Origin of the sequence: Pantoea sp. Lij88 (assembly GCF_030062155.1) — a bacterium.
Taxonomy (GTDB): Bacteria; Pseudomonadota; Gammaproteobacteria; order Enterobacterales; family Enterobacteriaceae; genus Pantoea.
The window spans coordinates 387000-400194 of sequence record NZ_CP118267.1; the positions used below are offsets into that span (position 1 = coordinate 387000).

Below are 13195 nucleotides of genomic sequence, written 5' to 3' on the forward strand. Positions count from 1 at the left end.
TCTGGCACTGAGCAGACTGACGACAGTCTAAGGTCTGCAATAAGCGAAAAGCCGAAGTCAGGTGTTTCGCTCAAAACAAGTGTTGTCATTGCAGACATAGCAGTCTGTTAATCCACGTGGAGCGGGTCAATTTAATTGATCGCGAAATTCAGTTATAGTTGTAAACTGAATCAAATAAGTATCTGGTTAAGGGAGTTTTTATGCAGGGAAAAATTCAAAATGCGACATCTTTTGTGGAATCATATATTCATCAACTTCCACACGAGAATCATAAAAGACGTCAATGTTTCCTGCTTTTTCTTACCGGTATCATTTGTTGCGTTGGTGGGGTTGGTTGGTCTGGCGCTTATATTTATAATGATAAACTATATCTGGCCGCAATATGTTCATCTGTTGTCATGCTGGGAATTTATTCATTATATACAGCATTTAAGGGGCTCCGGAAAAGAGATGTCTCTATATTCTGCCATCTTATTCTTTTCATCTGCATAATTATCTCCCTTACTGATTATCCACTAGTTGATATCCCGCGTTCATCTCATACATATTTGCTGGTTTATTCAATAGGTGGGGTGTTATTTCTCAGGAATGAATCTGCTTATTTTAAAAACGTTATTCCACTATTCAGCCTGTTGCTTTATTTCACCTTTTCCGTCTCTGATATTAGCTTTACCTCTGAAAAGTTTCATCCTCCCGTGTCGATAATGATCAATGGCGTATATGTTAACTATGCTCTTTGCCTTCTTCTGATATTTGGTATTCTTGTTATATATCGTAGTGATTATACTAATGAGAAATACATTGAGTTCGCGCTTACTAAGGCAATGATAAGGAAAGAATTATTTGTCTGCTATCAGCCACAGATAGATAATAACGGACATATTCGATCAGCAGAAGCGCTACTGAGATGGAAGCACCCGACTAAAGGTTTTATACCGCCTGATAGTTTCATCCCCGTAGCTGAAGCTTCAGGGCTTATTATACCTTTAGGGTACTGGGTTCTGGAACAGGTCTGCAGAGATATGCGGGCAATGAATAGTCATAACATAGATATTAAAGTATCTGTTAATTTAAGCCCTTTACAGTTAATGGAGCCAGGTTTTACTTATAATGCCCAAAGTATACTTGGCAAAGAATTAATATCATTCAAAGATATCACTCTGGAAATCACTGAAAGTACCTTTCTTTACGATAAGAAAAAATTAGCCATCATTATGAATGATCTTTCAAAAAAAGGAGTGTCATGGTCTCTTGATGATCTCGGTTCTGGTTATGCCTCACTCAATGTTTTGAACGAAATGCCATTCGATGAAGTCAAAATAGACAGAGCGCTTTTGAAAAATGGACTGAATAATGTAAAGAACATTATAATTATAGAGAACGTAATTGAAATGGCAGAAAAATCTGGAATGAGCGTTGTCGTAGAGGGGGTTGAAACTGAAGAGGTCGCACAGATCTTATTTAACATGGGGAATGTTATCCTGCAGGGCTTTCATTACTCCAGACCATTACCTGTTGACGAATTTATTACATTTATGAAGAAGAATCATCAAATCAATGTTTTCAATTAATGTAACATCTCTATGATATACCCTTCTTAGAAGCTTTAAAAAGCGGGCTGAGGCACTTAAATCCGTGGGGGTCCTGCTTGCTGGGGCCGGACAGATGGGTACTGACCTTATCGTGCAACTACAGCAGATGACGGCCATGTCGCTGGTTGCAATTACTGTACGCTCAGATTTTGAAAAATGTTTTGAAGCGCTCCGGGTTGCCGGATACACAGAAGAATACTGGCGTGTCGTCAGCACCCCTGCGCACTATGTCGATGCACGCCGACACATTAAATTTGCGATCAGTAATGATATCAATCTTCTGCTTACGGATGACGACGTTGAAGTAGTGATCGACGCAACAGGACACCCGGAATCGGGAGCAGTGATTGCAACAAAGTCAATTTCCGCCCGTAAGCATATCGTGATACTAAACGTTGAAACAGACGTGACGGTAGGGCGCTATCTGCAAAATCTTGCGCGGCAAAATGGCGTGGTATACACAGGGGCGGCCGGGGATGAACCCGCGGGTACTGACAGAGTTTGTGGATGGCACTAAAACCATGGGGGAAAGGGTGGCGCTTGCGAACGCGACAGGTCTGCGCATTGACGTTGCCGGCATGCATGGCCCCAATGCAGAACTCAAAGCCCTTTCTGATATTTTCCGGTTACGGACTGACGGGGGGCCCTGCATCAAGAAGGCGTTGCGGATATCACAGTCGGAAAAGGTGTGGCGCCTGGCGTTTTTTGTGTGGTGAAAGCCCCTATGCACGGATTTCAGAGCGTTTATCAGACCTGCACAATGGTAAGGGGCCACTGTATACACTTCACCGCCCGTATCATCTGACAAGTATCGAAGCCTCTTTCTGAGGCCAGAGCCGTATTGTGTGGTCACTTGGATATTGTGCCACTGCATACTCCGGTTGCGGAGGTATGTGCTTTTACTTCGCCGCTTTGGTATTGAGCTGATGTGAACCCCGTTCAGTATTGTGAACAATCGCTTCAGCTTCATCACCCAACCGTCATCGCAGCGCCATAAATCCTTCATTCCTTTCCGCTAGCGTACCGCCATTCAGATTGTCGGATTGCGGATACATGAGCCACCTCTCGCTTCACCATATTCATAAAGCCTGGGGCGAAAAAATCGCCCTGAATGACATCAGTTTTGAGGCGGAACAGGGCAGTTTTGTTGCGTTGCTGGGACCCTCTGGCTGTGGAAAATCGACCTTATTGCGCACCATCGCCGGGCTGGAAACCACCGATCGCGGCGCCATCCAGTTCAATCATGCCGACATAACCCATCTGCCACCGTCGCAGCGTAAGCTGTCGATGGTGTTTCAATCGTATGCGCTGTTTCCTCACCTCAACGTGCGGGAAAATCTGCTTTTTGGCTTAAAAGCACGGGGCGAAGAACCGCAGTCGTTTGCTCAGCGCCTGGCGGATGTCAGTAAGTTGATGGAGCTGGATTCGCTGCTGGATCGGCTGCCGTCGCAGCTCTCCGGCGGGCAGCAGCAACGCGTGGCGTTGGGCAGGGCGGTGATCGCCAACAACACGTTGTGCCTTATGGATGAGCCGCTGTCGAATCTGGACGCTAAGCTGCGGCAAAGCATGCGTCGTGAAATCCGCGCGCTGCAGAAGAAACTCGGCCTGACCATGCTGTACGTGACCCATGATCAAACTGAAGCCATGAGCATGGCGGACAACATTATTCTGCTTAACAATGGCCATATTGAGCAGCATGGCACGCCGGATGAGCTCTATAACCATCCCGCCAGTGTGTTCGCCGCTCAGTTTATTGGCGCGCCGCCGATGAATATCCTGCCGCTGCAATACAAAGGCCCCCATCATTACCTCCTGCCTCTGACGCAGCCAGTGGTCGAATACCCTGATGCGATGCTCAGTCTGGGATTGCGTGCCGAAGATATCCAGCTGGTCTCCGCAGAACAGGCTGCACTGACCGCGCGCGTGGAGAGCGCCGAATATATGGGTGCCGATACCTTACTGGTGTGCAGGCTTGCGGGCCTCGATGTGTCGCTAACGGTCAAGGTCCCCGGTATGCAACGCTTTGCCGAGGGCAGCGAAGTGGGATTGCAGTGGTCCGCCGCGCGGCAATACCTCTTTCACCGCGAAAGCGGTAAGCGCTGCGAACACGCCGAACAACAGATGTTTGACTCACAGAAAAAATACGCCATTTAACCGTTGTCATTTGCCCAAGGGAAAATCATGTCTGCAACTCGTTACTCACGTCTGTCCTCAGTCGTCTTGCTCTCTATGGCCACCTCAGCGTTCGCTGCCGATCCGGTCAAGCTGCAAATGTATTATCCGATTGCGGTAGGTGGAAAAGTTAGCCATACCGTCGATACGCTGGTGGCGGACTTCGAAAAAGCGCACCCGGAAGTGAGTATTCAGCCTGTGTATACCGGTGACTATGCGACGACTGTCACTAAAGCGCTGACCGCTTTTCGTGGCGGTAACGCACCACAAATGGCTGTGATTGGCGATATTGAGGCGTATTCACTGATTGATGCCGGAGCGATTGTCGCGGCCAGTGATTTGGCACAGGGCGAGGAAGGCAAAAAATGGATCGACGGTTTCTATCCCGCCTTTCTTCGTCACATTGACGGTAAGGTGTGGGGCGTGCCGTTCCAGCGTTCAACCGTGGTGATGTACTGGAACAAGCAGGCATTTGAGAAAGCCGGTCTGAACGCCGATACGCCGCCCGCTAACTGGCAGCAGGTGGTAGAATTCAGTAAGAAACTGACCCTCAAAGATGCTAATGGCGTCAGCCAGTGGGGTATCGAGATCCCGTCCACGCCAAACGGTTACTGGAACTTCCAGGGTCTGTCGGCTACCAACGGCGGACATCTGGATAACGGCAAGGGCACCGCGGTTTACTTCAATACGCCGGGCAACGTTGAAACGCTGCAATGGCTGACCGATCTGGGGCAAAAAGAACAGGTTTCCCCGAAGGGAGCGATTGCATGGGGCACGACGCCGCAGGACTTCATTAGCGGTAAAACCGCGATGATGGTGACCACCACCGGCAACCTGACCAACGTGCGTGATAATGCTAAGTTCCCGTTTGGCGTGGCTATGCTGCCTGAGAAAACCCAGCGTGGCAGCCCAACCGGCGGCGGCAATCTGTATGTCTTTAAAAATACCTCACCAGAACAGCAAAAAGCCGCAATGGAATTCATCCGTTGGGTAACATCGCCAGAGCAGGCTGCACGATGGAGTATCGCCACCGGTTATGTCGCCACCTCGGCGGCGGCGTGGGATACTCAGATGATGAAGGAGTACGTTAAGGTCGTTCCGCAGGCCTTAGTGGCGCGTGAACAGCTGAAGTATGCCCAGCCAGAACTGTCGACCTATAACAGCGTGCAGATTCAGGATGCGCTGAATCACGCGGTGGAAGCGGCGGTGACACAGGCGAAAACGCCAGTCGACGCACTGGCCGACGCACAGAAGCAAGCCGATCGTCTGCTCAAGTCATACCAATAATTATGAGCACTATACTGACCGTCGCACCGGTTCACCGTCCCCGGTTATGGACGATGCAACTGTATGGCTATCTGCTGATCTTACCAGCACTCAGCTTTTTGCTGCTGTTCACCCATTATCCGGCGGTAGCGACAGTGTGGGAAAGCCTGTTCAGCGCGGCGCGCAACGGTCATCCAGCCCAGTTTGTCGGGCTGGATAACTACCTTGGGCTGCTGGACGACGACATTTTTATCAAATCGCTGCGTAATAATCTGCTGTATGCGCTGATCACCATTCCGCTAGCGGTCACGCTGGCGCTGTTAATGGCGCTGGCGGTCAACCGGCAGATGCGCACCACTGCGCTGGTTCGCACCGCCTTCTTTATTCCCTCCCTGCTGCCGATGATCGCCATCGCCAACCTGTGGCTGTTTTTCTACACGCCGCAGCTCGGTTTGCTGAATAAGCTACTGGCGCTGTTTTCGCTGCCGGCAGTTAACTGGCTCGGCGAACCGCAAAGCGCGCTCTACTGTCTGATGGTGGTTTCGGTATGGCGCGAAGCGGGTTTCTTTATGATTTTTTATCTTGCCGCGTTGCAGCAAATCGATCCGCGACTCGGTGAAGCTGCGGCGATAGAAGGGGCCTCGCGCCGCTATTTCTTCCGTCGGGTACAGTGGCCGCTGCTGATGCCGACCACGCTGTTTGTACTGATCAATGCCTCAATGAATGCATTCCGCATTGTGGATCAGGTGATCGCCATGACCAACGGAGGCCCGAATAACAGCAGTAGTTTGCTGCTGTTTTATATCTATCGCACCGCCTTCAGCTTCTGGAATATGCCTGCCGCAGCCGCGATGACGGTGGTGCTGCTGGTGATCCTGGCCGCTATTGCATTGCTGAAATTCAACCTGCTGGACAAGCGAGCCCATTACCAATGACGCCGACAATCTCATTTGGTCGTATATGCCTGAATACGGTAATTGTCTTCGCTGCATTGCTATGGTTTTTACCGATTTTGGTGGCGTTTTGGGTAGCCATTCATCCGGCGTCGGAACAGGCCAGTTTTTCATTGCTTCCTCCGTTAACGCTGCAGAACTTCGTGGATGCCTGGCACGCCGCGCCGTTTGCCCGCTATTTTCTTAATACTGGTCTGCTGGTGCTAATGATTGTGGTTGTGCAGCTGGTGCTGGCGACGATGGCGGCTTACGCGCTGGTGCGTTTTCGCCTGAAATTCGCCGGTGTGATCTTTGCGCTGATCCTGTTGCAGTTGATGATAAGTCCGGATGTGCTGATCCTGAATAATTATAAAACCATCGGCGCATTGGGGTTACGTGACACGCTGACCGGCATCGCGCTGCCCTATTTCTCCTCGGCGTTCGCCATTTTTCTGCTGCGACAAACCTTTAAAAGTATCCCGCTGGTGCTGGAAGAGGCGGCAATTGTTGAGGGTGCCAGCCGCTTTTATATTCTTAGGAAGATTTACATCCCGCTGGCAAGGCCGATTTATGTCGCCTTTACACTGGTGTCAATCAGCTTTCACTGGAATGATTTCCTCTGGCCGCTGGTGATTACAGACTCCGTAAACGTGCGGCCGCTGACCGTCGGCCTGCAGCTTTTTTCCGCGCCAGAGCAGGGAGTGCAATGGGCGCTGGTCAGCGCCGCCACCCTGATGACAACTTTACCGCTGCTGGTGCTGTTTCTGATTTTTCAGCGTCAGTTTATTCAATCGTTTATGCGTGCCGGAATTCGCTAAGGGAGTGCTTGTGGTGTCTTATCCGTATTCGTTGAACCCGTTACAGCGAGAACTGTTAGGAGACGTTGCCAGGCTATATGCATTGCCCAATGTGCGTTCAGCCCCGCTCAACAGCTCTTTACGGTTTGGTTTAGTTGCCGATCCGCAATATGCCGACATTGAAGCCGATATCGCCAATAATCTGTACTATCGCCATGCACTACAAAAATTGTCGCAGGCGATTGAGGCACTTAACTCGCAGCCGCTGGATTTTGTCGTCACGCTGGGGGATTTGGTCGATCGTCATTGGGAAAGCTTCGCGGCGATCCTGCCGGTTTACGAACGCCTTCGACATCCGCATGCGGTGGTGCTGGGCAATCACGATGCACAGACTCTCACCCAGCACCTCAACGCCGCCGCCGCGCTGCCGAAAAGCTATTACGCCTTTGGGCTGCAGGGCTGGCGTTTCATTGTTTATGACGGCAACGATATCAGCCTCTATTGCAACGCGCTGAACGGTGACGATCGCGCGCAGGCGGAGAGGATGCTTGCTGACCTCATTGAACGGCAACAGCCGCAGGCCAACCCCTGGAATGGTGCGGTAGGGCAGCAGCAGCTGACGTGGATTGAACAGCAGTTGCAGGATGCGCAGCAGCAAGGGGAAAACGTGGTGGTATTTGGCCACTATCCGCTGGCGCTGCACAACAGCCATAATTTGCTTAATGGGCGGGAACTGACAGAGTTAATAGCTGCTTACCGTGTGAAAGCCTGTTTTTCGGGGCACGATCATCGCGGTGGCTATGCCCGTATTGGCGAAACCGGCTTTTACACCCTGAAAGGCATGCTGGATGGTGCCGACACGGTGCCCTTTGCGGTGGTGGAAATCGAAGGGGATACGTTGCGCGTAACCGGTTACGGCGGTGAAACCAGCCATATATTCCAACCGGGCTGATGAGCAGCGATCAGTTTTTATATCTTATGGCTTCAATAAGCTTCGAAAATGTGGCCGTATGCTGTTTTCGACTGGGATAATAAAGGTAATGGCCGCAAAAAGTTTCGCACCATTTTTCCAGCAGACTTTCCAGTCGACCCAACTATGAGTTGGCCTGCTCTGCAATGACAGCACTGCACGTCATTAAACGTCCGCTCCTGGCACAGAGCGGACAATTCCAACCCGTTTGGTAATGAGCGATAAACGGACGCTGCTTAGCGCGTATGCGAATCAGCTCAATGGATAACAAGCCGTCCAGTTGTAATTCACCCTCGCCAGTTTCAATTCCCCTGCAACATCGCCAAAATTTACAGCCAGACGCTCGATAATAAACTGCCGCACGGATGCAGGTAAAAAATCGGCACCATAGCGCAGAAGAGTGCTGTGCCAGAAAGGGGCGGGTAACGGGCTGCCGCTATGCCGCGTCTGCAACTCAGCTTTCCAGTGAGAATCCAGAACCTGTTCGCAGAATGACTGGCGCATGGCTATTGCCGGACTGTCAGGGATTCCCGCAAGCAGCAACTGGCTGGGCAATGCAACCAGGCGAAGATCTCTGATAACGATTCTCTCTGCATCAAATCCGGTCCAGATCTTCGTCAGTTCTTCCACTTTTTGTGGCAGTGGCTCGTTTTCGTTAAACAGCGGCGGGGTCAGAGGCAGGAAGGTAAAATGAAAACCCTCTTCTGGCAGAACATCGGCAAGGGGATCATCTTTAATGAGCTGCTGTAATCCGCCAATAAGACGTGAGACTTCAGAGGAAACCTGTGGCTGTATGCCCGAGGCAAGAGCCAGCCTTACCGGATCGTAGTAGTTTCCCCTTTTAATTTCCCCGATTCCTGCATTTTCCGCCCAGATGGCGGCGGTGTTTTCGTTTGTTGAACGATACAGGTTTTGCAGACTCATCGATGACATGACAGACCTTCTGGAATGGGCAGGAAAACAGGCTTTTTCCATTTTATTTCTGCCCGGAATTTTAAGCTATTCGATTAATCCTTAAGTGATTGAGTGCCCTTAAACGGACAACGACGGGACAGATCAGGACAACACAAGGCGGACGTATGGAATCCCTCCACGCTCTCTGCTATTGATGACGCTAAAGCACGTTTGTTGAGGGAGAAAAGATGAATTTTTACAGCAGTAAGGCATTTACCGGCTCAAGGGCATGGGACTCACAGCATATTGCCAGCTTCGGTGATGTCAGCGTGAAACTTCACTGGACCGATCAGCCTTATAAGTGGCACATCAACGACGGTCAGGAGGTGTTTGCGGTCATGGATGGGTGTGTTGAAATGCAATACAAGGAGGAGGGCGACGTTAAAAGCCGGGTTCTCAAAGCGGGTGACATTTTTTACGCCAGTGAAGGGACAGAGCACATTGCGCGGCCACAGGGCGTCGCCCGCGTTCTGGTCATAGAAAAAGAGGGATCGGTTTAATCAGGGTGATTTTTATCGGATCAAGCCTGATCACCCATGACCAACCGGGATATCTCCTCTCCCAGACTGAGCAGAAACGATTCGCGTGAAGGGTGGGGGTCTGTGACATGCGGCGGCAGCGTGTTCATAAAGGTAAAATGGCCTGCATCTTTAACCACGCAAACATCGGTCGCCGTTCGAATATCTAGTTCTGATTGGATGAACTGCGCCTGCGATGGCGGTGTCAGCGTGTCCTTCTCGCCTGTCCAGATCTTCACCGGCACCTGCACGGATGCGAGTGCCGAAGGTGCTCTGAAAAAATCTGCGGGTGGGGCTAATAGCATCAGCTGATTCAAATACTGATGGCCGGAATAATTCGCTTTCTCTCTGGTGCGGGTCCAGGCCGTCGCCCCGGCATGCATCAGCAGAATCACGGTGCCGAGGGAATGCCCGACACCGGTTATCGACGCATAATGTTGACCAAACTCATGTTGGGCCAGGGCAAGCCGCTGGCTGTGTTCCAGCAGGTCAGCCTTTGAAGGGAGGGGTGAGAGTAACCGGTCGAAATGCGGTGCAACCACTGAAATGCCATTGCGGCTAAAGGTCTGCAAAAGCGCCAGATGACGCTGTGGACTCCCGCCAGCACCGGCCGCGAAAAGAATGCAGCGTCTGGCCTCCTTCGCTCTCAATAGCGTGACCTCGAAATCCTTACCGGCATGACTGAGAAGAGCGGTTTCCACCTTCGCGTTGTTATTCATACAGCCGACTCCCTGCTAAAACGTCAGTCCGGAGAGATTAACCCGTTGCGGGTTAAACGATAAGACTTTACCCCCTTTAGGGTCCGGACTGCCAGCCTTGCCGTGTTTACTGTGGCGCCTCTGCCAGTAAGGCCGCCTGAACAGCAGGACGCGCGCTGATGCTTGCACAGTACGCCACCAGCGCAGGCCAGCGATCCAGTTCAATATTAAAGAACTTACACCAGCCCAGTACGGTGAACAGGTAGGCATCAGCAACGCTGAATGACGCCCCCATCAGAAAGCTATTTTCGGCCAGACCAGTCTGCAGATAGTCGAACCGGCGGAACAGCTTCTTACGAAAGATCGCCAGGACATCATCCGGCAGTGACTTATTGAACAGCAGCGCTGACCCCGCATGAATTTCACTGGTGATAAAGTTCAGCCACTCCTGCAGTCGAACCCGCTCCCAGCTTCCTGCTGGCGGTGCCAGTCCGCTTTCCGGCTTCAGGTCGGCGAGATACTGCACAATTGCCGGGCCTTCGGTGAGTATCTGCCCGTTATCCAGCTCCAGCGCAGCGACATAGCCTTTGGGATTGATTAGGCGGAAATCGCGTCCGTCCGCGGTGAGCTTGCTCCTGTTGTCCACCTTAACCAGATCAAACGGCAGTGCCAGTTCACGCAATACGATGTGAGGCGAAAGCGAACAGGTATCCGGGGCGTAGTAAAGTTTCATCTGTCCTCCTGAGAAATTAAAACGAATTGAGATTGTCGTGCCTGTTTGCACTGTGCTGAATCTGCCTGCTGCTGTAAAATTAATGCTCTATAAACTAACTATTCGCTGAGCTACTGATAATCATGATGAATCTTCAACACTGGCGTCTGTTGGTGGCGGTGGCGGATGCCAGCAATATCTCGCGGGGCGCAGAAGCGACAGGCATGACCCAGTCCGCAGCCAGCCAGGCGATCGCGCAGCTGGAGTCGTCACTAGGGTTCCCGGTGTTTGTACGAGAGCGTCGGCACATCGGCGTCACGGCGCTGGGTGAGCAGGTGATTGAACATGCGCGAATGATGCTGGTGCAGCTCAATGCGATTCGTGAGTTGGCTGATGAGAGTCGGGGTTTGAAGGGTGGATGTATCCGGCTTGCCAGCTTTCCCTCGGTGACATCCACACTCCTGCCTGGCCTGCTGCGGAGCTTTAAGCGTCTGCATCCCGGCATGGAGGTTGTGGTGCTTGAAGGAACAGACGAGGAAGTTGAGGAGTGGCTGGCAGCAGATACCGTTGAGCTGGGGGTGGTGATGAACCCGGCGCCCGGACGTGATGCTGTGATTTTAGGACGGGACGCCTGGGTCGTGGTTTTGCCAGCCAGCTCCCCGCTGAGCGGGGCGAACGGCATCACCCTGCAGGCACTGGCAGATCAGCCCTTTGTGCTTGCAACAGGCGGATGCGTGGTAAATGGCAAAAGCCTGATCGAACAGGCGGGATTTCAGCTTTCCGACGTGCGGGTAAAAGTCCGCGACTGGATCAGCGCCAGCCTGCTGGTACGAGAGGGGATGGGCGTTGCACTGGTACCGGAATCAACCCTGCCAGCGGATCTTCGCGGCCTCTCTGTGTTGCCGGTAACCCCTGCTATACACCGTGAATTCGGGCTGGTCTGTTCGCCCTCAGGAAAGGCTTCTGACGTGACGCAGGCACTGCTGAAAGGTGTGCGCAAAGGTCAGGGTCAGGAAGCGGCTTCGTGACCCTGCGGTAGAAGCCTTAAACCTCAGAATTCGCGTAACCGGTCGAATAGCTGGTATAGACGCGGCTGATCCACGAGTGAAGCGCCTTGCTCGCCCAGCTTCTGCACCAGCGGACTCAGGACGTCGAACAGCACACGATAGATTTCTTCACGCTCCACCGTCTCAATGGCCTTTGAACGCCGGTCGATGAGATTAAAGGCTTCGGTGTAGGCGGTCACGGCGGCGGTCAGCAGGGCTGCCACATCCATGCTGCTCTCAATATTATGCGTCGCAGCCCGCAGGTTTTTGTAAGCCAGCGCCGCTTTACGGGCATGCGTGGCCGAAATATTTTCGCGGCCATCCCAGTCGCGGAACGGATTATGCAGATTCTCAGCCAGCCACTCCGGCTTGCGGGCTTTACTCAACGAGAGGTCCAGCCCCAGCGCTGCCGCCTGCTTATAAGCGGTTCTGATGAAACTCACCACATCAGACGGAACGCTGGTCATCCACAGGCTGGAGAGATTCGGCAACTGTTCGGGCCGGGGGAAGTCGGCCGCGCTAAAGCCAAAAATGTCGGAAAGGGTCAGCATCTGTAACTGTGGCAGTGCGGCAATACTCTGCATATGGCTGACCACGCCGGGGTTCCCCCAGATGCGCAGCGCAGTCAGACAGGGAAAACGCGCCACCACAGGGGCCAGATCGATCGCTTTAACGCCCGTCAGTGATAAGGCCCCGAGTCGATCGAGCCCCTGGAGTGACGGCAAATCCTGTGAACATTGCAGACAGAGGTGACGTCCTTCCTGATGCGCCTCTACCTGTAAATCTGACAAGGGCACTGCGGTGAGCGACAGCAGGGCGAGATCAGGGTTAAGCCGCACACGGCTCACGCCTTGCGGGTTCAGAATAAGGCGCGACAGGCGGGTCGCCGCGACATCGATCGCGCTGACCACGTCGGACTGCCAGTGCAGCTCATTGATAAAGGGATGCTGCCGGATATACGCCATCAGCCCGGCCGTGCCCTGTGCGGTCTCAAGGGTCATCAGGCAAGGCAGTCGATCCAGTTCAGAGAAATCAGTCAGGGTTTGCAGGAGGCTGTCATTGACGCGGGTGGTGTTCTCACGAAGGGTCTGACCCCCGACGATGACGTGGCGCGTGCCTGAGGCGGCCTTAAACTGCGCACGCCGGACCGGGTCGATTTTCTCCCAGCTGCGCTGAAGCGCCAGACTGTCTCCCACATCCCAGCCGAATTTATAGGTGCTGACGTCGTTGTCTGCCAGTGGCGGCAGGTTAGCAATCAGCACGTGCCCCGGTGGCACACTCGCGGGCACATAACCCTGATCAAGGCTCTCTTTGAGAAAATAGTAACTGCAGCGCAAAGGCTGCATTCGGCTTGCTTCGGTTTTATCAGGCAGACGATTACCCGCCCAGTCGAGTTGCAGAATGGCTGCAAGAGCTTTGCCTTTGGGATGAGCAGGCTGCTGGAGGTGTGTGACCTGGCAGGCGACGTACTGCTGCAACTGCGGTGAAAACACGCTGTAAATATCGCCGACGTTTGCCTGCACGCTCGCTCCTCTCAG

At 52.7% G+C, this 13195-nt stretch carries 15 protein-coding genes and 1 pseudogene; 11 read left to right on the forward strand and 5 right to left on the reverse strand.

Going from position 1 to position 13195, the window contains the following annotated elements:
- Positions 1-200 precede the first annotated feature (200 nt).
- From PU624_RS02045 to PU624_RS02075, 9 genes are all read left to right on the forward strand, one after another.
- Positions 201-1571, forward strand: coding sequence for an EAL domain-containing protein (locus PU624_RS02045; protein WP_283544638.1), 1371 nt, complete (start codon positions 201-203; stop codon positions 1569-1571).
- 64 nt (positions 1572-1635) lie between these two features.
- A complete protein-coding gene (locus tag PU624_RS02050; protein ID WP_283544639.1) occupies positions 1636-2109 on the forward strand; it encodes a hypothetical protein in 474 nt (157 codons plus the stop codon).
- 4 nt (positions 2110-2113) lie between these two features.
- Positions 2114-2308: a hypothetical protein gene (locus tag PU624_RS22215; RefSeq protein ID WP_349372154.1), complete on the forward strand. Its 195-nt coding sequence runs from the start codon at positions 2114-2116 to the stop codon at positions 2306-2308.
- Positions 2298-2420: a hypothetical protein gene (locus tag PU624_RS22220; RefSeq protein WP_349372151.1), complete on the forward strand. Its 123-nt coding sequence runs from the start codon at positions 2298-2300 to the stop codon at positions 2418-2420. The genes PU624_RS22215 and PU624_RS22220 overlap by 11 nt, the downstream gene beginning before the upstream one ends.
- A gap of 225 nt (positions 2421-2645) precedes the next feature.
- Complete coding sequence (locus tag PU624_RS02055; protein WP_283544640.1) at positions 2646-3746, forward strand: ABC transporter ATP-binding protein; 1101 nt, start codon at positions 2646-2648, stop codon at positions 3744-3746.
- A 27-nt stretch (positions 3747-3773) separates the two neighbouring features.
- A complete protein-coding gene (locus PU624_RS02060) occupies positions 3774-5051 on the forward strand; it encodes an ABC transporter substrate-binding protein (RefSeq protein WP_283544641.1) in 1278 nt (425 codons plus the stop codon).
- A 2-nt stretch (positions 5052-5053) separates the two neighbouring features.
- The gene (locus tag PU624_RS02065; RefSeq protein ID WP_283544642.1) at positions 5054-5965 is read left to right on the forward strand and encodes a carbohydrate ABC transporter permease; all 912 of its coding nucleotides are present in this window, start codon (positions 5054-5056) and stop codon (positions 5963-5965) included.
- The gene (locus PU624_RS02070; RefSeq protein WP_283544643.1) at positions 5962-6780 is read left to right on the forward strand and encodes a carbohydrate ABC transporter permease; all 819 of its coding nucleotides are present in this window, start codon (positions 5962-5964) and stop codon (positions 6778-6780) included. The genes PU624_RS02065 and PU624_RS02070 overlap by 4 nt, the downstream gene beginning before the upstream one ends.
- Positions 6781-6793: 13 nt before the next feature.
- On the forward strand, positions 6794-7711 hold the full coding sequence (locus PU624_RS02075) for a metallophosphoesterase (RefSeq protein ID WP_283544644.1): 918 nt from the start codon (positions 6794-6796) through the stop codon (positions 7709-7711).
- A 10-nt stretch (positions 7712-7721) separates the two neighbouring features.
- Here the strand turns inward: PU624_RS02075 and PU624_RS02080 are convergent.
- Together PU624_RS02080 and PU624_RS02085 are read right to left on the reverse strand one after the other, a co-directional pair.
- Positions 7722-7850 (reverse strand): annotated as a pseudogene (locus PU624_RS02080) (LysR family transcriptional regulator); the annotation flags it as partial.
- 131 nt (positions 7851-7981) lie between these two features.
- On the reverse strand, positions 7982-8662 hold the full coding sequence (locus PU624_RS02085; protein WP_283544645.1) for a hypothetical protein: 681 nt from the start codon (positions 8660-8662) through the stop codon (positions 7982-7984).
- A 209-nt stretch (positions 8663-8871) separates the two neighbouring features.
- Here PU624_RS02085 and PU624_RS02090 point away from each other — a divergent pair, with 209 nt between their 5' ends.
- Positions 8872-9183 carry a cupin domain-containing protein gene (locus PU624_RS02090; RefSeq protein ID WP_283544646.1) on the forward strand — a complete coding sequence of 104 codons (312 nt, stop codon included), beginning with the start codon at positions 8872-8874 and terminating at the stop codon, positions 9181-9183.
- Positions 9184-9203: 20 nt separating this feature from the next.
- Here the strand turns inward: PU624_RS02090 and PU624_RS02095 are convergent, their stop codons facing one another.
- A complete protein-coding gene (locus PU624_RS02095; RefSeq protein WP_283544647.1) occupies positions 9204-9920 on the reverse strand; it encodes an alpha/beta hydrolase in 717 nt (238 codons plus the stop codon).
- Positions 9921-10026: 106 nt separating this feature from the next.
- On the reverse strand, positions 10027-10632 hold the full coding sequence (gene gstA, locus PU624_RS02100) for a glutathione transferase GstA (RefSeq protein ID WP_283544648.1): 606 nt from the start codon (positions 10630-10632) through the stop codon (positions 10027-10029).
- Positions 10633-10754: 122 nt separating this feature from the next.
- Between gstA and PU624_RS02105 the strand changes: the two genes are divergently transcribed.
- Positions 10755-11639, forward strand: a complete 885-nt coding sequence (locus tag PU624_RS02105; protein WP_283544649.1) for a LysR family transcriptional regulator — start codon at positions 10755-10757, stop codon at positions 11637-11639.
- A 23-nt stretch (positions 11640-11662) separates the two neighbouring features.
- On the opposite strand, the gene PU624_RS02110 is transcribed toward PU624_RS02105, so the two are convergent.
- The gene (locus PU624_RS02110) at positions 11663-13180 is read right to left on the reverse strand and encodes a leucine-rich repeat domain-containing protein (RefSeq protein ID WP_283544650.1); all 1518 of its coding nucleotides are present in this window, start codon (positions 13178-13180) and stop codon (positions 11663-11665) included.
- Positions 13181-13195 lie beyond the last annotated feature (15 nt).